The sequence below is a fragment of the Phycisphaerae bacterium genome, assembly GCA_012729815.1.
Lineage (GTDB): Bacteria > Planctomycetota > Phycisphaerae > JAAYCJ01 > JAAYCJ01 > JAAYCJ01.
Genome location: JAAYCJ010000191.1, coordinates 1 through 20,720, shown reverse-complemented (window position 1 = coordinate 20,720; position 20,720 = coordinate 1). Strand labels below are relative to the sequence as shown.

Annotated in this window: 15 protein-coding genes; 8 read left to right on the top strand and 7 right to left on the bottom strand. The window is 63.5% G+C overall.

Annotation, left to right across the window (positions count from 1 at the left end; translation table 11 throughout):
• Positions 1 to 60 precede the first annotated feature (60 nt).
• Positions 61 to 954: a hypothetical protein gene (locus tag GXY33_12870; protein NLX06024.1), complete on the bottom strand. Its 894-nt coding sequence runs from the start codon at positions 952 to 954 to the stop codon at positions 61 to 63.
• 202 nt (positions 955 to 1,156) lie between these two features.
• Between GXY33_12870 and GXY33_12865 the strand changes: the two genes are divergently transcribed.
• The 5 genes from GXY33_12865 to GXY33_12845 all read left to right on the top strand — a co-directional run bounded on the left by GXY33_12865 (position 1,157) and on the right by GXY33_12845 (position 8,000).
• Entirely contained in the window at positions 1,157 to 3,445 is a 2,289-nt protein-coding gene (locus GXY33_12865; protein ID NLX06023.1) for a response regulator, read from the top strand.
• Positions 3,442 to 3,834 carry a response regulator gene (locus GXY33_12860; GenBank protein ID NLX06022.1) on the top strand — a complete coding sequence of 131 codons (393 nt, stop codon included), beginning with the start codon at positions 3,442 to 3,444 and terminating at the stop codon, positions 3,832 to 3,834. Before GXY33_12865 ends, GXY33_12860 begins: the two co-directional genes overlap by 4 nt.
• A complete protein-coding gene (locus GXY33_12855) occupies positions 3,810 to 5,201 on the top strand; it encodes an HD domain-containing protein (protein NLX06021.1) in 1,392 nt (463 codons plus the stop codon). The genes GXY33_12860 and GXY33_12855 overlap by 25 nt, the downstream gene beginning before the upstream one ends.
• Positions 5,202 to 5,332: 131 nt before the next feature.
• Positions 5,333 to 6,832: a hypothetical protein gene (locus GXY33_12850; GenBank protein NLX06020.1), complete on the top strand. Its 1,500-nt coding sequence runs from the start codon at positions 5,333 to 5,335 to the stop codon at positions 6,830 to 6,832.
• Between the two features lies 1 nt (position 6,833).
• On the top strand, positions 6,834 to 8,000 hold the full coding sequence (locus GXY33_12845) for a phosphohydrolase (protein ID NLX06019.1): 1,167 nt from the start codon (positions 6,834 to 6,836) through the stop codon (positions 7,998 to 8,000).
• Here the strand turns inward: GXY33_12845 and GXY33_12840 are convergent.
• The 3 genes from GXY33_12840 to GXY33_12830 all read right to left on the bottom strand — a co-directional run bounded on the left by GXY33_12840 (position 7,997) and on the right by GXY33_12830 (position 12,952).
• Entirely contained in the window at positions 7,997 to 8,989 is a 993-nt protein-coding gene (locus tag GXY33_12840; protein ID NLX06018.1) for a GDSL family lipase, read from the bottom strand. The two genes, GXY33_12845 and GXY33_12840, sit on opposite strands and share 4 nt — an antisense overlap.
• 121 nt (positions 8,990 to 9,110) lie before the next feature.
• Entirely contained in the window at positions 9,111 to 11,600 is a 2,490-nt protein-coding gene (locus GXY33_12835) for a beta-mannosidase (protein ID NLX06017.1), read from the bottom strand.
• 146 nt (positions 11,601 to 11,746) lie between these two features.
• Positions 11,747 to 12,952 (bottom strand): hypothetical protein, encoded by a 1,206-nt coding sequence (locus tag GXY33_12830; protein ID NLX06016.1) that lies wholly within the window; start codon positions 12,950 to 12,952, stop codon positions 11,747 to 11,749.
• Between the two features lie 284 nt (positions 12,953 to 13,236).
• Between GXY33_12830 and GXY33_12825 the strand changes: the two genes are divergently transcribed.
• Together GXY33_12825 and GXY33_12820 are read left to right on the top strand one after the other, a co-directional pair.
• Positions 13,237 to 14,730, top strand: a complete 1,494-nt coding sequence (locus tag GXY33_12825) for an amidophosphoribosyltransferase (protein NLX06015.1) — start codon at positions 13,237 to 13,239, stop codon at positions 14,728 to 14,730.
• A 5-nt stretch (positions 14,731 to 14,735) separates the two neighbouring features.
• Positions 14,736 to 15,449 carry an AAA family ATPase gene (locus GXY33_12820; protein ID NLX06014.1) on the top strand — a complete coding sequence of 238 codons (714 nt, stop codon included), beginning with the start codon at positions 14,736 to 14,738 and terminating at the stop codon, positions 15,447 to 15,449.
• Between the two features lie 171 nt (positions 15,450 to 15,620).
• Here GXY33_12820 and GXY33_12815 read toward each other — a convergent pair whose 3' ends face one another.
• The 3 genes from GXY33_12815 to GXY33_12805 form a co-directional block, all read right to left on the bottom strand.
• Positions 15,621 to 16,400, bottom strand: coding sequence for a PEP-CTERM sorting domain-containing protein (locus GXY33_12815; protein ID NLX06013.1), 780 nt, complete (start codon positions 16,398 to 16,400; stop codon positions 15,621 to 15,623).
• Positions 16,401 to 17,594: 1,194 nt separating this feature from the next.
• Positions 17,595 to 17,942 carry a helix-turn-helix transcriptional regulator gene (locus GXY33_12810; GenBank protein NLX06012.1) on the bottom strand — a complete coding sequence of 116 codons (348 nt, stop codon included), beginning with the start codon at positions 17,940 to 17,942 and terminating at the stop codon, positions 17,595 to 17,597.
• 139 nt (positions 17,943 to 18,081) lie between these two features.
• Positions 18,082 to 18,393, bottom strand: a complete 312-nt coding sequence (locus GXY33_12805) for a helix-turn-helix transcriptional regulator (GenBank protein NLX06011.1) — start codon at positions 18,391 to 18,393, stop codon at positions 18,082 to 18,084.
• A 420-nt stretch (positions 18,394 to 18,813) separates the two neighbouring features.
• On the opposite strand from GXY33_12805, the gene GXY33_12800 reads away from it, so the two are divergent.
• On the top strand, positions 18,814 to 20,720 hold a 1,907-nt coding region (locus tag GXY33_12800; protein ID NLX06010.1), incomplete at its 3' end, for a hypothetical protein.

Below are 20,720 nucleotides of genomic sequence, written 5' to 3'. Positions count from 1 at the left end.
GGCGGGTGAACCTGCCGCTTTGCCGCAGAACCACCCGCCCACCTAACGGGTTTCAGTTGTTCAGGCGGGGAACCAGGCGCGAAGGAACTGGTCGAGCGGTCCGTCGTAGCGGGCTTCGGCGAGGAACTCGGTGCCGAGCTGGTCGCCCCAGGAGTAGTAGATGACGGTGCGGCCGTCGTGCTCGCAGAGGTCCACATCCGAGTTGTTCAGGTTGACCGCGCCGGCGACGTGCTGTCGCTGGGCGTCGGTGAGCTGCGGGTTGGCGATCTTCTTGTCTTCGTCCGAGAACCACAGAACCGGGTTATGCGGACTGGTTTCCCAGGCGATGAAGTCTTTGGTGCGAACGATGTGCGGGCCGTACTGCGGGCCGGGATAGGCCTCCAGGTAGATCATGTAGTACCAGCCGTCGAGGAAGCGCAGGGCCGGGCAGGCGGAGTAGCGGTCCTTGGTGTAGACGTGGCTGGCGGGAGTGAGCACCCAGTCCTGCAGATTGGTCGATTTGGCGAAGCGCATGGTGTAAGGCACGCCGGTTTCCTCCGGCGGCTCGCCGATCTCGAAGGCCATCACGTAGCGGTCGGGGCCGCGGCAGACGCTGGTGTTGTAAATGCCCCATCCGGGCAGGTCCAGGGCGACCCGCGAAGTCCAATGCTTCAGGTCGTCGGAGCGGAAGACGTGGATGGTCGGGGCACCCCAAGCGGGCACGCCGAAGGCCCACGCGGCGCCGTCTTCGACGCAGGCGCTGCCCAGGTGGAAGCCGGCGGCGAAAGCGGGTGTGGCTTGGCCGGTCGCCACATCGATGAAATGGAAATAGGAATTGCCGGTGTCGTTGGCTGGGTAACGTTCGCGGACGTACTCGAATCGGTAGAGACGCCCCTTCCAAACCACGGGAGTGGTCTCGACCATGTCGCAGTCGATCGTGCCGAGCTTGTCGATTCGCGGTTTTTCGGTGGCCATCGGTTGCTCCCTTTCAGGCTCGATTGTGCGAGGCATTAGACCGGCGGCGGCGGCCGATGTCAATGGGTTTGCCGCGCACGTCCGATAAGGGCCTGACAGCTAAACGTGACGGTCGAATTGCTCGATAGCAGAGCAAAGGCGGTCTCATCCCGATCGGCGAGGGAAGGCCGCGTGCGGAACGTCCGGTAAGGCAAGGGACGCTATGACCCAGGACAGAAGCAGTGCGACGGAACGGGAGGCCATTCACCGGCTGGTGGAGTTGGCCCGCAAAGACGGTCGGCCCGACGCTTTCATGGCCAAACGCAACTGGAGCCGTTACATGCTGGGCCTGCCGCTGGACATCACCGCCGACTGCGAAGATCCCAACGCGGTCTGGGCGGGGATCATGCACAACGTCTCGGGAGGCGGCATCGGGTTCTGGTCAAAGCGGGACGTCAAGTCGAACACGCGGGTTTTCGTGCGGGAATACAGCCGCGACGGGGGCGGCGCGTGGATCGAGTGCCGAGTGGCCCATTCGACGCTGGGGCTTCAGGGCTTTCTGATCGGGGCCCGGTTCGAGAATCCGGCGCCTCGCGAGCAACCCACCATCGTCGAAACTCCCGTCGAACTGGACCGGCAGACCGCCCAGGAGCCCGGGTCGCGGGCGCTGCTGCCGCGGCGGTCGCTGAGCACCAAGTGCGCGTTCGCCTGCGCCACCACAAGCTGCCTGGGGATCGTGTTCGCGGCGTGGTTCTGCCACACGCTCTGGCCTCAGAACTGGCTGTTCTGGCTGGTGCCGATCTCGACCCTGTTGGCCTCCGGCATGGGGGCGTTTGTCGGGTGGTGCATCGTGGACGACGAGATCCGGTTCCTCAAGGGACTGCGGGAGGCGGTCTGCTCGCTGGCCCGATCCGGCGGTTCGCCGGTCCCGGTGCCGGAAACGCCGTCGCGGGAGCTCGGCGAACTGCGTCAGGCGTTCATGGAGCTGGCCGCCCAATCCCGGCGGCGCGAGGGCGAACAGCGGCTCCAGCGGGAGAAACTTGAAGAGCTCAACCGCATCAAGAGCAACATCCTGTCGGTGGTCTCGCACGACCTGCGGACGCCGCTGACCTCTATCCTTCTCTACGCCCAGATGCTCAAAGAGGAACTCCAGTCGCTGGCCGAGGAGGATCAGAAACGTTTTCTGGACATCATCGCGGGCGAGTGCAACCGGCTCTCGCGGCTGGTGGACGACCTGCTCGAGGTCCAGCGGCTCGAGTCCGATCGGATCCAGTGGGACATCAAGCCGCAGGACCTCTCGGAGACCATCCGGACCGGAGCCCGGGTGTTCGAGGCGATGGCGATGGGCAAGGAAATCGCGTTCACCGTGGAGTGCCCGGAGCCGCTGCCGACGGTCGAGGCGGACTCGGAGAAGATATCGCAGGTCCTGAGCAACCTGCTGTCGAACGCGATGAAGTACACCCAGAGCGGCGGTGAGGTCGCCCTGTCGGTCGAGGTGCGCGGGGCGAACATCGTGCTCTGCGTGGCCGACAACGGCCCGGGAATTCCGCGGGACCAGTGGGACGTGATCTTCGACCGGTTCACCCAGTTGACCCACTCGACCCAATCGCGGAACTCGGGGGTCGGGCTGGGTCTGAACATCGTCAAGCGGATCGTCGAGCGCCACGGCGGCGCGGTCTGGGTGGACAGCGAGGTGGGCGAGGGGTCGCGGTTCTTCGTTTCGCTTCCGACCAAGGTCAAGCGTCCGCTGCCGGAGTCGGACCCGTCGGACGCTCCGGTCGGGCGGGTGCTGGTGTGCGACGCCGACCCGGAATTGGCGGCCATGATCGCCCAGAGCCTGCAGACCGAACGGTACGAGGTGCGGCTGGCCTACTCGGGCAAGCGCCTGCTGGCCCAGGCTGAGGAGGGACAGATCGACGTGGTGATCACCGACGTGCTGCTGCCGGACATGGATTCGTCGGAGCTTCTGGCGCACCTGGTCGCCCTGCCCCATCGCACGTTCCGCCTGATCGTTCACAGCTACGCCTGTGACACCCGGCAACTCAAGCGGCAAGGGGTGGACGCCTTCCTCGAACGGCCGACGTCGAGAAAGGAACTGCTCCAAGCGGTCACGGTGGCCATGCAGAAACGGGTGCAGACCGGGCTGACCGTGCTGTTGGTGGGCCGCCAACTCCGGCCGCTGGCTCCCGCTCTCTCGCGGGCCGGACACCTGCCGATCATCGCCGAGGATTTCGAGACGGCTTCGCGGCTGGTCTGCGACTATAGCTTGAACGCCGCCCTGATCGCCGAGGGCGAACTCGACGAGCAGTGGGAGCGGTTGAGGGAAATTGGCATCCGGGCCGACGATCCGATCCGCCTGATGATCGTCTGCGAGAACCTGCAGAAGCGGCAGAAGCTCCTCGCGGAGGAGTACGGCCTCCAGACCGTCATCCTGGAGCCGGGAAAAGAGAGCGTCGTGGCGGCCGAGGTAAGCCGCCTCCAGGAGTCCTATCTGGAGAGGATGCGGCGATGAAACGCATTGTCGTATGCGACGATGAACTGCACATTCTGGAAGGCCTGCGCCATCTGCTTCGCGGACCGGACCGAAAGATCGTCATCGGTCATTCGGGAGTCGACGCGCTGGAGCAGGTGAGGCAGGAGGTGCCGGACCTGCTGATCATCGACATCATGATGCCGAAGATGGACGGCATCCAAGCGGTGGCGACCCTTCGCGAGCAGGAGGAGACCCGGCACCTGCCCATCATCATTCTCACCGCCAAAGGCCACGCCAGGGACGTGGCGATGGTCCAGGAGGTCTGGAATGTCCGCGTAATGGCCAAACCCTTCGAACCAGCCAAACTCCGACAACTGGTTGCCGAGATTCTCGAAACAGAACCATGCACCGTGCCAAGCTCCAACTGATCGCGCCCGAGCGTGCAGCGGATTTCGCGTCCGGAGGCCTCCTGCGGGAGGCCCTGGAGAACATCGCCGGACTGGCCGGAGCCGAGCTGTCCGTCGAGCCCTCCGGCAACGGTTTGGACGCCGATGACCCCAGCCTGCCCATTCACTACCGCGGCGAGCCGGTGGGCCGGGTGATGTACCATCCCAACGGCGGCGGACCGGCGGTCGAGGCGGCGGCCCGGACGATCTCGACCCTCATGGAGCACGTCGTCGGCCGCGAAGTCGCGGTTGCCGATCTGGCCGAGGAGATGATCACCAGCTACGAAGAGCTCAATATGCTCTATTCCCTGCTGCCCAGCATCGCCACCCGAACCGACGAAACGGAAATCGGCAGCGCCTTGGTCGAGCAGGCGATCCGGGCCCTGAACTGCCGCCGGGCGTCCCTGCTGGTTCTCGATGAGGCCCGGCAGAACTTCCGCGTCCTGGCCTCAGCGGGTCTGCCCAACGAGGCGCGGGCGGTTACCATCCCGGTCAAGGGATCGATCGCCGAGCACGCGCTATTCGAGAACGATCTGCTGATCGTCAATAACATCAAGGACCGTCCGGACCTGCAGGCCCTCTCGAAAGGCGCCTACAAGAGCTTTTCGTTCGCGGTGGTGCGAGTGCCCCTATACGCTCAGGGCCAGGCGGTGGGAATCCTGACCGCCACCGACCGCACCGACGACCGGGACTTTTCCGCCCATGATCAGAAGCTCCTGGAGGGCCTCTCGGCAATGGGCGCGTCGTCTCTGTTGAACTGCCGCCTGCACGCGACGGTCAGCCGGCAGATGCTCAACACGATCAAAGCCCTGGCCACCGCGGTGGACGCCAAGGACCACTACACCCACGACCACGCCGGGCGGGTCTCACAGCTGTGCGTGGCCACAGCCAAGGTCCTGGGTATCACCGACAAAGCCAAACTGCGCGAGGTCGAGCTGGCGGGCCTGCTCCACGACGTGGGCAAAATCGGCGTCGCCGACGCGATCCTCTCGAAACGCGACAAGCTGACCCCGGCCGAGTTCGAGCGGATCAAGACCCACAGCGAGATCGGCGCCACGATCATCGGCCACGTTGAAGGCCTGGAGGGCGTGGCCCAAGCCATCCGCCATCACCATGAACGCTACGACGGCCTGGGCTATCCGGACGGCCTCCAGGGCCCGCACATTCCCATCGCCTCGAAAATCATCGCGGTGATCGACACCTTCGACGCCCTGACCTCGGACCGGCCGTACCGCAAGGCCATCCCAACTCCAAACGCCCTCATCGAACTGCGGCGAAGCAAGGCCACGCAGCTCGATCCGGAGATCGTGGACGCCTTCGTCGCTATGATGCAGGCCAACAAGGTCTGACGGTAAGCACAGGCGCCTTCACCTCATTGCGACCGCACGCGTCACCGGCAAAACCGCTGCAAAGCGCCGGCGGAACGCCTATAATGGCTTCGACCGATTGACCACAGGTGCGTTGCGCGAGGGCGTCGCCCATGGCTAAAGCCAGCCGAACCAAGCCGCGGATCATCTTCAACACCGACGGCGACAGCACGACGCTGACCCACTTCGAACCGCCCATCACGCCGCAGCAGCTCTGCCGACCGCTTGACGAAGTGGCCGGCACGCAGGTGGACGTGTTCATCCACTGCCTGAACCGCGGCGACGATACCTATTCGCACCGGACCGGGATCGGCGACGTGTTCGGAGCCGATGAGTCGTCGTGGCCGCCCGGACCCAGGCTCGAGCTCTTCAAACGAATGGCCGCCAATACCCGGGCCATCCTCGACCGCGGGCTGGACCCCATCGCCGTTCTGGCCGAGCGGGCCCGCCAACACGGGATCGCGTTCTGGGCCGGCCTGCGGATGAATGACATCCACGAGGACGACAGCCGCCGATTCGCCCCGCTGCGCAGTCCGTTCAAGATGCGCCATCCCGAACTGGTCATCGGTTCGCCGTATCCTGACCCGCGTCAGGGATACCCACAGGATGACTTCACGTGGGCCTACGACTACGCCCATCCGCAGGTACGCGACCGGCGTCTGGCGATCATCGAAGAGGCCTGCGGCCGCTACGACCTGGACGGCTTCGAGCTGGACTTCCAGCGCGGCCCGTGGTTCTTCAAGCCCGGCTGCCAAACCCAAGGCATGCCGCTGATGACCGAGTTCGTGCGCCGGGTCCGGCGGGCGGTTAACGCGATCGCTGAGAGACGCGGGCGCCCGATCACGTTGGCCTACCGCATCCCTCCGACCATCGGGCTGGCCCGAGCCAAGGGCCTGGATGTGGAGACATGGATTTCCGAAGGATTGGCCGACGTCTTTGTTCCCATGGACGGCGGATACCTGGACACGAGCGTGGACCTGGTGCCTTTCCGCGAGTTGGCCCGAGCGTCAGGCTGCCTGATCGCCGGCGGAATTGAACCGGCGGTCAAAGGCTACGGCGGCCGCGCCACGATCGAGACGCTGCGGGCGGCCGCGGCGGCGCTGCATCACCAGGGCGCTCAGGCGATCTACCTGTTCAACTACGATTGCCACCGCGCCGCCGGACGCGACAATCCGTATACCGACTGGGAACTCGAGGCCCTGCGCCAGATCGGCGATCCGCAAAGCCTGGTCGCCAAGGACAAGCATTACCTGATAACCCGCGACACGTCCGACCTGACCGTCGAGCGCGGCGGAACCAAGCCGCTGCCCGTCGAGGTGGCGCCGGGAGAGTCGCGGACGTTTCGCATGGTGGTCGCCGACGACCTCGAGTACGCCCGGCGGCGAGACACGGTGGAGCAGATTCGGTTGAACCTGACGCTTGCCGAGGAGGAAGCTTACGAGCGGCTCGAACTCGGTGTGAACGGCAAGGAAGTGCCGGTCGGCCGAAAAGGCGTGTACGAAGAAGTTCCGATCCGACAAGGAACCAACGAACTCTGCGTGTCATCCTCAGCCGAGCGCACCGTCCGGATCGACGGCATCGAGTTGTTCATCCGTTTCCGCAGGGGGATCTGACATGAGCTACGAGACGTTCATCGTCGTCAGTTGGATAGCAACCGCGATCGACTTGGCGGCCGCCCTGGCCGTGACACTGTACCGACGGCAGCCGACGGCTGAATCGGTTCCGCAGCCAAAGATCGGGCTGGCTCGCGGACTGCTCGCGCTGGCGGCGATGGGCGTGGTATTCCTGATCAAACTTCCCCTGCTCGGAACGGTCGGGCTCGACGGATTCGGGGTGATCCGGCTGCTGTATCTCGACATGGTGGTCGCGTTGCCGCTGCTGGGCGTGGTGCTGCTGGCTTCGCATCTGGCGGCGTACCGGCGGTTCACCAAGCCGATGCTGGTTGCGGCGGTGCTGGCGGTGCTGGCCGCTCCGGTCGGGATCTACGCGACATTCGTTGAGTCCTATCGGCTGCGATTGGAGACCGCGCGGGTGGTGCTGCCGGCCGGGCGGGTAGGCAACTCGCCGCTGACCATTGGCGTACTGGCTGACATTCAGACCGCCGACGTCTCGGTCTACGAGCGAGAAGCGGTCGAACGGCTCCTGGCCCAACATCCGGACCTGATCCTGCTGCCCGGCGACCTCTTCCACCGCCGATATCTCTCGTTCGAGCAGGAACTGCCCGAACTGCGGGAACTCCTGGGTCTGTTGCCGACTGATGCGTTCATTACCGCGGGCAACGTGGACACGCGCGAGCGACTCCGGCAGGCCACGCGGGGCACGTCGGTGCGGTTTCTGGACAACCATATCGTCCGGCTCACGCTGGGCGACCGGCGGATCACCGTCGGCGGTGTGGGATTGAACTATGGATCATCCGAAGCCCGCAAGACAATCGAGACGCTGCTGACCGACCCGGGCGATGACATCCGCATCCTGGTCAGCCACCTGCCTGACGTGGTGCTGGAGCTGCCGGAAAACTCGCGGATCGACCTGGTGGTCTCCGGCCACACGCACGGCGGACAGGTGCAGCTTCCGCTGATCGGCCCACTGATGACGCTCAGCCGCGTACCCGCCGCAATCGCCGCGGGCGGATTGCACACGCATCGGGGCAACCGGATCTACGTCAGCCGCGGCGTCGGACACGAACAGGGACAGGCGCCGACGATCCGATTCCTCTGCCCACCGGAGATTTCGCTGATCACACTGACGGATCGGAAAACCACCCAGCCGGCAGCGGATTAGATTCTGATGCGGGACAGGACCGTCTTGATAAAGTTCTCGCCCATCAGTTCATAGCCGTCGCCGTTGGGGTGCAGCAGGTCCGGCAGGTAGGCCTCAACCATATCATCACTGAACAGGTCCAAGCCGCTGAAGTAGTGGATATTCCCATCGCCGTGGGCGGCCAGGCGCTCGGCGGCTTCGCGGACTTCGTCCCGCATGAGCTGAAGCGTGAGACCGACCGCGTTCGCTGTGCTTTCGCGCGGCGGGGAGATAATCGGCGAGATCAGGGCGATGGGAATCGCCGGGTGCTTCTCGCGAATGGTCTGCACAGCCCCGATGACGGCGGCTTTGAACGTGCGAGGGGAAAGGCTGCCGCCGCCATAAATGTTGATTCCGACCTTCATCGAAACGAAATCCGCCGGCAGATCGCGGATCATCCGGGCCACCATCGGGTCGAGGTGGCACTGCCCGCCGTAGCCGAGACAGGTCAGATCCAGATCGGCCTTCCGAGCGGCCACCGCGGGCCACGTCCGGGCCGGGCTGTGGGCGCCGCAGCAGTGGGTGATCGAACTGCCGTAGGCGATCCACTTCCTGCGGCGGTCCGCGGCCGGCTTGGCGTCACCGGCGACCAACAGGCAGCGCAGGCCGACCGGAACATCCGGTGGCAGCCATATGTCAGCCGTCTTCAGGCCCGCCGGAAGGTCCTCGAAAACGGCCACGTATTCCCCCGCGCCAACCGTCGTCGTCTGGAAAACCTGACGGTTGATCACCAGGTCGAACTTCGCCTCGCCGATCAGCGGCGCAAATGATAGTCCCACCCTGCGGGCCTGCGTCTCGAATCGCACCCGCACCCCGGCGGGCATCTGAGCCCGGAGCACCAGTCCATCGTCCGGCGAAGGAAACAGACCCAACCGGTCAACGGGCAGCCGCCACGGTCTAAGGTGCCCGTCCTTCTGCTCGATAGACACCGCGCCCTGGATGAAGTCCGGGGCCAGCACAATCTCGTTCATACTCATCACTGCCGCTCCTGAAAATCGTGGTTGGTCCTACCCTAGCGGCACAGGAGCAGCAGATCAAGCGTAAGCTGAGCGGAAAGGCCTGCTCCCGCGCGGTCGCGGCCCTTGCCCAATCCTAGACCACGCTGGTGAGCGTGACGTTCTTCGCGCTCAGCGTTCCGGCGCAGCGGACCAGGACCTCCCGGCTCTCGCCCGGAAGCAGGTCGAAGTAGTCCTCATCGCTCGCGGCGTTCTTGGGCAGGCCAAGATGCACGGCGTGGGCGTAGACGTCGCTGGCCACCCGCACCTTCCATTGGCCCTTGCCGGCTTTTTCGACCTTCAGCGACAGCTTCGGTTTGGGCATCGCCAGGTTCCGGAAGTCGGTGCTCCGCAGGATCGCGGGCAGGATGTCGCGGCTGCCCTTGACCCGGGCCACCCACAGGTTGGCGGCTGGGTCCGCCTGGTCCCGCTTGAACGTGGCGATCACGGTCCGGGCCATCGGGCCGGCCTGGAACGCCTTTTCGCGAAACTTGGTGTTCCTGCCGTCCAGCGATGTCCGGCCGAACACAACGGCGCCCTTGACCGGCTCGCGGGTGTCGTTGGCCAGCGTGATTCGCACGACCCCGTCGGTCTCACGGAGGATCAGACGCACCGGAGCGAACGCCCGGCGGACGAAGTGCCACGAGATCTTGCGGCGAAGGTAATAGTCGATGATGGTCCAGCCGACCTCGCCCCAGCAGTCGTTGTACATCCAGAAGATCCCGCCGTGGCAGTCCGGCCGCGAACGGAACGTCTCGAGCGAATAGCCGTACATCAATCCTTGGGTCAGACCGCTGTAGAGGAAGTATTCCTCCTCGGAGATTTCGCGGGCGTCCTTGTAGTGCTTGGTGATGCCGGCGTCCACGGTTTCCTTCTCGAACGCATTGTTGTGGTGAAGCCAAAGCTCGCTGTAGCGGTCGAACGGAGCTCCGGCCATGTAGGTCTGGACGCTCTCCTTGACCGGCGCGCCGACGTAGCCGTACTCGGAGATGAACTTCGAGCCGCACGCGTCGTACCTTTCCGGGGTGATCCGGTTCTCCATCTCCGGGTTCATCATGCAGTCCCACCAGTGGTGCCGGTCGCCCACCTGCTCGCAGTTCGGCTCCTCGCCGCCGTAGGGCGAACCGTTCCAGTACGGCACATCCGGCACGTTGCGGTGCACGATCTCCGGCAGCAGGTAGTTGTAGAGATAGAAGCCGCCGCGGGTCGAGACTCGCCAGTGGCCGGCCAGGAACCAGTTGTTTTCATTGTCGCCGCTCCAGAGCACGACGCTGGGATGATTCCGCAGCCGCACGGTCTGGAACTCCGCTTCGCGGCGGACCTCCTCGCGGAACCACTCCAGGTGGTCCGGATAGGGCGCCACCGAGAACATGAAATCGTGCCACAGCATGATGCCGCAGCGGTCGCAGGCGTTGTAGAACGCATCGCCTTCGTAGAGGCCGCCGCCCCAGACCCGCAGCATGTTGCAGTTGGCCTGCTGCGCCTCGCGCACCAGGGCCTCGTACTTCTGGTCCGTCACGCGGGCGTAGATCGTGTCGGCGGGAATCCAGTTGCCGCCCTTGCAGAAGACCTTCTCGCCGTTGATCACGAGAGCGAACTTGTCCTTGGTGTCGAGTTCGACGAAGCGGATTCCGTAGTCGAACTTCGGGTACACGGCCGTCGCGCCCTGGGCGGCGGCGGTCGCCTCGATGGTGTAGAGGTTCGGCTCGCCCATGCCGTTGGGCCACCAGAGCTGGGCGTTCTTGACGGTGACCTCGATCGGATAGCGGTTGATCCCGGAACGCAGGAACACCTCGCAGCCGGCTTTGATCTTCTTGCCGTCGGGTCCGGTGATCGTCAAATCCACCCGTCCCTCAGCGGTCTGCCAGTCGTGAATCCAATCCACCGCCACGGCGACGGTCAACTGCACGTCCTTGCCCTGCCGCTGCGGCAGCACGTGCACGTCGCGCACCACCAGCTTGTCGAGCACGCGGAGCTTGACGTCGCCGGCGATGGCGGTCGTGGGCACGCGAGGGCTCCAGTCCCATCCCCACGAATACTGCGGCTTGCGGACGAAGATTCGCAGCGGGTCGCCCCGTTCCGGCTTGCCGTTGTGGGATTCGGTCGGAGCCAGCATCGACATGCTCGCCACGTCGTCGGCATTCAGTTCCTTGACGCCGGTGGTCAGCCGGACCAGCAGGACGTTCCGGCCCGAAGGCTTGAGCAACTGCTCAACCCGCGCCACGAAGGGATAGAACGCGTTCTTGTGGCGGCCCAGCAGCGTCCCGTTGAGCCAGATGTGCGCATCGGCGTCCAGGCCGCCGATCTGGAGCTCGACACCGTCGCCCTTGAGCCATTCCTTGCGGGTCGCAAACTGCTTGCGGTACCACCAGGAGCGGTCCTCGGTCCAGTGGTAGTCCCAGCTGTTCATCCCCAGCAGCGGCTCGTCGATTCTGCCCGCTGCGATCAGCCCCTGGTGGATATCGCCGGGCACCGGGGTCGCGATCCATCCATCCGCCGTCCCAGCCACCTTCTCAGCGTCCGCCGCCGTTGTCGTCAGCGGCTCTTCACGAAGCTCCCACTCGCCGTTCAACAGAATCTCCGTCATGACCGTCGGTCTCCTCTGGAATACCGTTTTATGCAAAACAAGTTTGAGTTATTATACACAGGAATGCGTCGCAGGCAATTCCGATAGACGATTCTGACGCCGGAATCACGTTGGGCGAGCATTGTCGGGCGGGAATCTCTAAAGCTTCATCCGCCGGAGGCGGATAGCCCTCCGGACAACCGCCCGCCGTTGTACTCAAGCCAGTCGGCCAGGAGGCTGCCCTTCCAGGCGACGCTCTGTTCGACCATCGGCAGGATGCACCGTATGGTCTCGACCGGTCCCTCAGCCGGGCGGATCGAGGGGTGCCGGCCCTCCTCGTTCAGCAGGGCTCGGCTGATGTGGTTAACCACTCCCTGTCCCACCCGATCGGCCTCGAGCTGATCGACTATGCCCAGTTCCCTCATCACCGGCAGACACGCCAGGATCAGGAAGTAGGTATTTGTGTCGCTGTAGTTGCAGTAGCGAGGCCCCCACGGCCGTTTTTCCCAGGACCACCGGCAGCGAAGCTCGTCCTGGCCGACCGGTTCCAGGTTCTCCCGCACGAACGACCAGCCCAGCCTCACCCCATCGACAAGCCGGCGGTGCTGGCGCATCGCCGCCGTCTTGCCCAGATAGTAGAGCACCAGACAATGGTGCATGAAGTCCGCTTCACGCCAGGTTTCGTTGAACCGTCCGAACCTGGCCAACAGCGGGCAGCGCAGGCCGAGACGGCCGGCCAGCCCCTGGGTGTGGTATGGCCAGAGGCCATCCCGTCGCTGACCCGCCAGCAGGTGCCAAATCGCGGGATCCCGGTCGCCCAGGATCGGGTGATCCGCAGCGGAGGGCGCCTGTTCGATCACGGTCATCATGTACAGGGCAAAGGCGGCGATGTTCTGGATCGGCGGCATCTTGACCCCGGGACGGATCGTGTCGTGGGCGAACAGGCCCGGCCCCACGCGGCAGGTCCACAGGTAGTCCATCAGCCGCCGACCTTGCTCCAAACCCAGTTCACAACCCAAGATGCGCCGGGCCGACCAGATCGCGTCGAGCGTCGTCCCGGTCACGTAGACGCTGCCGGGATTATCGTGCCAGCCCAGAACGTCCCAGACCGGTTCGGGCAGTCCGCCGTATGGGTCGGCTTGGTCCATCGCCGTCAGGGCCGCTTCGGCACGGTCGCGCCATTGCGGCTTGGCGGTTCGGGCGTATTCGACCGCGAACACCTTCGCGGCACAGCCGGTATCCTGGCCGCATGGCGACCCGGAAATCGCGTTGACGACCTGGCCGCGGGCGACGGCGGAGGCTTGGTCCTGAAACTGCGCCAGTTCGCTCACGATCCGATCCCAGACGTCCAAGAGCACCGCATCCTGCCCCATCAGATCCGCCTCTCGATGAGATTTCACTGCCTCGGTTCGCATGGCCTTTGTCCCCCGGTGTCGCGCATTCTAAGCCATCCGGCCCGGACGGATCAAGCGTCATCGGCGGCAAATCATAAAACATAAGTTGCCAAAAGGAGATTCCTTTGCGGCACCGTATTGCCTGCCGCCGGTTGTGCACCTATACTGGGGGCGAGTCGCACAACCTTCGGCAGTGTCCGCGCCTATCGTCCCTGCGGCTCGACAACCCACGGCTACCGAACCACGACCCTGGAGGCTCGACCATGAGCGGTTTTTTCGGCGTCGCATCCCGCAGTGACTGTGTGACCGACCTGTTCTACGGGACCGACTATCACTCGCATCTCGGGACCCGCCGCGGCGGTCTGGCCGTCGCCAATTCGGACGGCTTTGCGCGGTTCATCCACGACATCACCAACGCCCAGTTCCGGTCGAAGTTTGAGGACGACCTGCCCCGACTCCACGGAACGCGCGGCATCGGCGTGATCAGCGACTATGAGGACCAGCCGCTGATCATCGGCTCGCACCTGGGAACCTACGCGATCGTCACGGTGGGCAAGATCACCAATCTGCAGGAACTCGCGCAAAGGGCGTTCGAGAAGCGAACGACGCATTTCTCCGAGATGTCCGGCGGCGAGATCAACCCGACCGAACTGGTCGCCACACTGATCAACCAGCAGGCAACGTTCACCGACGGCATCCGCTTCGCCCAGGAGATGATCGAGGGCTCGTGTTCGATCCTCCTGCTGACCAACCACGGAATCTACGCAGCCCGCGACCGTCTGGGGCGAACCCCGATCATTCTCGGCCGAAAACCCGACGCCGTCGCCGTCACGTTGGAAACGTGCGCGTTTCCCAACCTCGACTACCAGATCGAGCGCGATCTGGGTCCGGGCGAGATCGTCCTGATCACCGAAGACGGCGTCGAGCAGAAGGCCCCGCCCGGCGAGAAGATGCAGATGTGCTCGTTCTTGTGGGTCTACTACGGCTTTCCCGCCTCGACCTACGAGGGTGTCAACGTGGAGGTCTCGCGGAACCGCTCCGGGGCGATGCTGGCCCGGGACGACGACGTGGAGGTCGATCTGGTGGCGGGAATCCCGGACTCGGGCACCGGGCACGCGATCGGCTACGCCAACGCCAAGTGCATTCCCTACGGCCGGCCGTTTACCAAGTACACGCCCACCTGGCCGCGAAGCTTCATGCCGCAGGATCAGCGGGTTCGCGACCTGGTGGCCCGGATGAAGCTGGTCCCGGTTCGCGAACTGATCCAGGGCAAGCGGCTCCTGTTCTGCGAGGACTCGATCGTCCGCGGCACGCAGCTCACGGACACGATCCGTCGGCTGTTCGACTATGGGGCCCGCGAGGTCCACATGCGTCCGGCCTGTCCGCCGCTGGTGTTCGGCTGTCCGTTCCTGAATTTCTCGCGGTCGCGTTCGGTGTTTGACCTGGCCGCCCGGCGGGCCGCCCAGGAACTCGGCTGCAAGGAGGGCGCCTGTCTGTTCGATTTCACCCGCAGCCGGAGCGAACCGTTCGGCGCCCTGGTCGAACGCATCCGCCACCGGCTGGGCCTCACGAGCCTGCGCTATCAAACCCTCGACAACCTGGTCCAGGCGATCGGCCTGCCCAAAGAGAAGCTCTGTACGTACTGCTGGGACGCCGCGACGGCCGACACGCTGCCCCTGTACGAGCAGAACCCGGTGCCGCGGAGCACCCGGAAGGCCACGGACGTTGAGGCCTCATCGGAAGCGAAGGGACGCTGATGCCCGTGCACCTCAAGGCGATCGCAATCCGTTCGGATACGTTTCCCGCTCGTGAGTGCTATCCATTCAGCCTGCCGATCCTTCAGCGGACGCCGTCGGTCGCATTCAGGTCGCCGGTGACGTTCTTCGTCGGCGAGAACGGCTCGGGCAAATCGACGCTGCTGGAGGCCCTGGCCCGCGCCGCCGGCATTCACATCTGGAAGAACAACGGCATCGCCCGGGCCGGTTTCAACCCTCACGAGGACAAGCTTCACCACTGGCTGAGCGCCGAGTGGACGGATGGCCCGACGCCGGGCGCGTTTTTCGCCTCGCAGATCTTCCGCCACTTCTCGGAACTGCTGGACTCCTGGGCGGCGGCCGATCCGGGGCTCTTCGAGTACTTCGGCGGCCAGTCGCTGCTGACTCAGTCGCACGGCCAGTCGCTGATGTCCTTTTTCTCCAGCCGCTTCAAGATTCCCGGTCTGTATCTGCTCGATGAGCCGGAAACCGCCCTCTCACCGCGCACCCAGCTTGCCCTGCTGCGCATCCTCCACGAGAACGCCGAGGCGGGCCACGCCCAGTTCATTATCGCCACCCACTCGCCGATCCTGCTGGCCCTGCCGAAAGCGGAAATCCTCTCGTTCGATCACTCGACCGTCCAGCCGGTGAGCTACCGCGAGACGGACTATTACACAGTCTACAAAGACTTCCTCAACCACCCCGAGCGGTTCCTGCCGTAGGCCGACACTCGTATCCACGGCACCACCCGCCGGCAGGTGCCAGCCAAGTTGTCAATGACGAGTGACGCCCTCTGGGCACAGGCTGAGACGTGCGAGCCGAGCAGGACCCGCGCAAGCAAACGGGCGAGTCCGAAGGCTCGCCCGTTGGAATTGGCGTTGTGCCGGTTGCGGCTATTTCCGCCGCCACACCAGCGTGATCGCACCGAGCACCAGCAGCCCGAGCGTAGCGGGTTCAGGAACATCGCTCGGCGCGTAGTCACCGCTGAGGAATATCTCCTCCGCACCATTGTTGAGAGTGTTCATGCTGATGTTGAACAGCAGTACGTCGCTGTCATTGAGGTCGAAGGGATTGATCCCCGTAAAGATGGCATAGTCCGCGAAGCCCGCCCCTTGACTGTTGACGGGCAGGTTCGCTGCGGGTTCCGGGTCCAGGTTGGCGATGATCGTCCCGCCGGTGTAGACTTGGTCGATCGCCGCCTGCCCGACGCCAAGGACATCGCCGAGCGGATCGGGATTGCCCTGGATGCTCGTCGGATTGAGGACGATGTCCAGTTTCGCCAACGTGTTGTTCGGCATGCCGCCACCGGTTTCATTGAGATCCAAGCATAGCATAATCTCATGAACCGAGTCGGGCGGGAAGTTGAGAATGTAAAATGCCTTCAACTCGCCGGCGGTGGTGACGTACGATTCGACAAACCCGTTGGTGTCGTCTCCCCCGCTATTCGGCAGTGTGTTGTTGCCGTTGTCACCGTTGAAATCTTCGGCCACATTCGTGATCTCGGAGCCCGAAAAAGTGAACATCCGCAGATCCAGCGTGCCGTTGCCCGACCCGGTTACGCCCGCGGGTATTGCCATGATGTCGGCCGTCTCGATGAGCGCGGCTTGGGCCGGCCCCGCCAACAACCCCACCGCCACCAAAAGACAAAATATATAATAACCAGTTCGTCCCATTTGCTTTCGCTCCTTTGCTTGTCTGGAGGTTCGCCCTGCGATTCCTCCGGGAAACTCTTGCTCCTTTCCTGACCTGACTGTTCTTTCCCTCATCTGATCCAAACTCCTTTCTCTCCGATAAATTGGATGAATAAGACCCGTTGGGCCCGAAAACGGCGCATCAAAAACCCCAGGCAGACCAATTCCGTCTCTCTCCCTGGCGTTCTCTCTCAAGCGAACTACAAGCCGGACTAAAAGCCGAGTAGTAGATGGATCGCCCCCTTTCTTCCCAGCTGCTCCCTCACGAACATATGGATGGAGTATATCGAAATAGGTTGTCTATTGCAAGTATTTGGCACCTACCTATTACTATTACTGATATCACTATTGAGGATGGGCGGCAACGGGGGAGCTATCAGGTCCGATAATATCCACGATGCGGAGGCGTCAGACGCGATGGGGCAGGGCTTGTAGTGTTTCCCACGAAGTGAGACATTGGGTCGGGTAGAATAGGGGACGGTTGAGAGCACCTTTTTGGGGATGGCTGCCTGTGCTGCACCGCAGGTGCGTTGGAGAAAGGTGCTCGATCCGGCCTCCGAGAAAATGAAGAGAGTTCCTCAACCACCCCGAACGATCCCTGCCGTAGGCGAGCCCTCCTGACGCCAGGCAAACAAAGAGGGCCGCGCACCCGCGCGACCCTCTGGCTTCGTGTCTGCCCGTAACCGTTGGTGCTACCGCCGACGCCTTCCCAGCAGCCCCGCTCCCAAGACGAGCAAGGCCAGCGTCGCCAGCTCGGGAACCGCGGCTAGATGGCTATCACCCGACATAGCGTCAACTGGCAGCATGTTCGGGGCTCCAGCATCATTTGACGAATTTGCGTAATACGTGGAACCATACTTCGCGATCACTGGTCGATCCCACCTCCTTTCCTCATCGGCCAGGTCTTTTCCCGAAAGCCCCGGTCTTGTGCCCTCCTGAACCAAATTCTCTATTACGCCCATAAAAAAACACTTGGGAGACGGCCCGCGCCGCGCGGGCCTCTCTCCCAAGTGTTCATCTAGTCTGCTCTCTCAGATTGCGATGATAAGGAATTCTTGCGATTGTACAATTCGGCAATAGTAATACTAGCACAATTGCGGATGATGAATGCTCGCCCAGGCAGACGAATGGCCTATAGTCCCATGGGTCGCGTCACCTGACAGCCCCCGCACGCTGTCATTGTGAAGGACTGGCTTCATCGTAGGCCGACGCTTCGCCTTTCGGTTCCTGGACAAGCCTCCGGCACACCCGACACCGGCAGGCCTCCATCCCGCTCTTGAAGACGGCCAGGATCAGTTCGTTGCGGTCCTCGACCCCGAACTTGGCAAACAAATGATCCATGTGCGTCCGCAGCGTCGAGAAACTGATCCCAAGCTGATCCGCCATGTCCTTGTCGTGCAGGCCGCAGAAAAGGAGACGCAGTATCTCCACCTGCCGACCGGAAAGAGCGTGACGATGGGAGACGGTCGTCCAATTCTGTTCCGTGAAAACCCCGAATTCCCTGTTCTGCTTCTCATCGTCCATGCAATTTCAGAGCGGGAACGAAACGTTGCCGCCTCCCCGCCCTGCCTCAGTAGGCCCGATAGCCTTTTACCGAAGGACATTAAACTTCATCGCACCAAGATCGGCGTTTTGTGCACTGGTAATTCCGATGATATCGGAATTACCGATGCCCGTCCGTAAGAACCAAGGCGCGATCCGACACGCCCTGGTCCATCAGCGGACAGCTTTCCGCCCGGCAACCACGACAGAATTCTCCCAGAACCCGCAGGATCAGTTCCGTCCGATTCTCAGCCCCGCATTTCTCGCAACAGCGAGCAAGATACAGTCGAACAGTTGGCGGCTTGATCCCCAGAGCGGCTGCGATCTGCTTGTCCGTCTTTCCGTCGCACAAGGCCCGGATCACTTGGCCCTGCCGTTGCGACAGGGCGAACCGTCCGCGAATGGCCCCCCAGACTTCCTCGGAAAAAAACATGGCACAATGCCCCCATTATAGCACGCCTCCCAATCCCTGACCCAACGTTACGTCACTCACACATAACACAATCAGAAGCAAGCCCGCATGAGGCGTGGGACCGTATCACCCTTGGGACGAGGCGCCCGAAGTAGAAAACTCAAGCTGAGACTGCAATCGCTACTCGGCCCCGACCCGGGCATCCCAGCCCCAAAGACAGGATGCGTCGAGTTTTTCCCGACACCCTGACCACCTCTCGGCGCAATCTATACAGTACCCGATTTAGTTCCTCCAGACAACGCAAAAACCAAGATAAAACAATTCCAATGTGACCAGGCCCGCGTCAAGCCGTCGTGTTGCCACACCGCCAGGGTCTGGCCATCCGCCTGCTGGACTGCTATGATCGCGGCCTGTGATACAGTCCGAAAACATGAGGGAATTATGAACATCGAGTCTATTTTTGCGTCGCCGCCCGACGAGTTCCGTCCGTACCCGTTCTGGTTCTGGAACGGCCGCATGACCGCTGAGGAGATCACCTGGCAGCTCGAACAGTGCCGAGCCCAGAGGATCATGGCAGTGCTGATCCATCCCCGCTACGCCCTGGTCACACCCTACCTGGGCGAGGAATACCTGGCGATGGTCGACCACACCTGCCGCGAGGCCAAGCGGCTGGGCATGAAGGTCTGGCTGTACGACGAGTACAACTGGCCCAGCGGCACGGTGGCCGGTCGGATCATTCGCGACTTCCCCGAGTACCGGATGCGGTTTCTGCGGTATGCGTATCGGCAGGTCGACGGGCCGGCCAAGCTCGACCGGCCGGAAGACCTGGGCGATGGTCAGTTCCTGTGCGTTCAGGCGTGGGATGCCGAGCGAGACCGGATTCTGACGTTCGACCACGACAGCCCGGATCTGCCGGATGGACGCTGGGCGGTGGCGTGGTTCTGCCTCAACGAGCCGGACATTTATCTTTCTTGCGTCGAGGGCCACGCCGACGCCACCGGCCTGCCAGGCTACGTGGACCTGCTCAAGCCCGAAGCGGTGGCCAGGTTCATGGAACTGACGCACGAGGTCTACTACGAACGGCTGAAGGAATATTTCGGCGACGTGATCATCGGCATCTTCACCGATGAGGTGGGCGTGGTCTACGACTTCGACTACGGCTACGATTTCGCCCGCTCGATCACCACCAGCCTGCCCTGGACGCCCGAGCTCCAGCAGGACTTCGGCATCGAGAAGCTGATCCACCTGGTGGCCGACGGGCCGCAGGCCGAGGCGACGCGGCGAGACTACTGGCAGCGGGTGGCGGAACTGTATCGCCGGTCGTATCACGAGCCGATCGGCCGCTGGTGCGAGGAGCATGGAATCGCCTACACCGGCCACGTCGTCTGCGAGGAGTTCGCCACGCACTACCAGGCCGACCTGTACTCCGCCCTGCGGCACATGCACGTGCCCGGGACGGACTGGTGCAGCCGCCAGGCGGACCTGGATGTGCCGGTGTTCCGGACGGTGAAGGTGGCGGCCGGCATCGCCGACCTGCACCACCGCACGCACGTGGTCTGCGAGAACTTCGCCGCCACCGGATGGGGACTGACACTGGCCGACATGAAGCGGATCACCGACTACCTCTACGTGATGGGAACGAACCTCACGTGCATCCACGGCTTCTACTACACGCTTCGCGGCGGCCGGGTGCACGAGTGCCCGCCGTCCGAGTTCTTCCAGAGCCCGTGGTGGCGATACATGCATCGCTACAGCGACTATACGGCGCGGCTGGGCGCGATGCTCTCAGCCGGGCGACGCGTGTGCGAGGTGGGCCTGATCGTGCCAACCCGGGCGCTGTGGGCGGCGAACAATCGCACGCAGTTCGAGCCGGAGAGCTTCTTCCAGCGGCACCAGCGGGCGTTCGACGCGCTGACCCGCCGGCTGGTCGAGATCGGCTTGGACTGCGAGTACGTGTTCGATACGGCAATCGAGGACGGGATGATCGGAAGCGACGGGTTGGCCTGGGGCGACCTGCGGCTCGCAACGCTGATCCTACCGCAGATCGATGCGATCGATCCGGCGCTGTGGAAGCGGCTTGAGGCGTTCGTCAAATCGGGCGGCACGGTCGTGACGGTCGGGCAACTGCCGACGGTGGAAGGAATTGACTCAGCGGTCGTCGCCGACGTGCTCGGTCAGCCGATCGGCGATCACGAAACGGTTCTCAAGGAGGTTTTCGATCACACGCGAGTGAAGATGCTCGATGACGACCGAATCGCCTTCGCCCGCCGCACGCTCAATGACGGCCGAGTGCTCTGCTTCGCATTCGAAATCGCCGGACGCTCGCGAGAGGATTGCACCATCGTTTT

What these genes read in the sequence shown, in the direction of transcription:
- GXY33_12870 (NLX06024.1), bottom strand. Translation starts at nt 954, where the DNA reads ATGGCCACCGAAAAACCGCGAATCGACAAGCTCGGCACGATCGACTGC.
- GXY33_12865 (NLX06023.1), top strand. Translation starts at nt 1,157, where the DNA reads ATGACCCAGGACAGAAGCAGTGCGACGGAACGGGAGGCCATTCACCGG.
- GXY33_12860 (NLX06022.1), top strand. Translation starts at nt 3,442, where the DNA reads ATGAAACGCATTGTCGTATGCGACGATGAACTGCACATTCTGGAAGGC.
- GXY33_12855 (NLX06021.1), top strand. Translation starts at nt 3,810, where the DNA reads ATGCACCGTGCCAAGCTCCAACTGATCGCGCCCGAGCGTGCAGCGGAT.
- GXY33_12850 (NLX06020.1), top strand. Translation starts at nt 5,333, where the DNA reads ATGGCTAAAGCCAGCCGAACCAAGCCGCGGATCATCTTCAACACCGAC.
- GXY33_12845 (NLX06019.1), top strand. Translation starts at nt 6,834, where the DNA reads ATGAGCTACGAGACGTTCATCGTCGTCAGTTGGATAGCAACCGCGATC.
- GXY33_12840 (NLX06018.1), bottom strand. Translation starts at nt 8,989, where the DNA reads ATGAACGAGATTGTGCTGGCCCCGGACTTCATCCAGGGCGCGGTGTCT.
- GXY33_12835 (NLX06017.1), bottom strand. Translation starts at nt 11,600, where the DNA reads ATGACGGAGATTCTGTTGAACGGCGAGTGGGAGCTTCGTGAAGAGCCG.
- GXY33_12830 (NLX06016.1), bottom strand. Translation starts at nt 12,952, where the DNA reads ATGGGGCAGGATGCGGTGCTCTTGGACGTCTGGGATCGGATCGTGAGC.
- GXY33_12825 (NLX06015.1), top strand. Translation starts at nt 13,237, where the DNA reads ATGAGCGGTTTTTTCGGCGTCGCATCCCGCAGTGACTGTGTGACCGAC.
- GXY33_12815 (NLX06013.1), bottom strand. Translation starts at nt 16,400, where the DNA reads ATGGGACGAACTGGTTATTATATATTTTGTCTTTTGGTGGCGGTGGGG.
- GXY33_12810 (NLX06012.1), bottom strand. Translation starts at nt 17,942, where the DNA reads ATGGACGATGAGAAGCAGAACAGGGAATTCGGGGTTTTCACGGAACAG.
- GXY33_12805 (NLX06011.1), bottom strand. Translation starts at nt 18,393, where the DNA reads ATGTTTTTTTCCGAGGAAGTCTGGGGGGCCATTCGCGGACGGTTCGCC.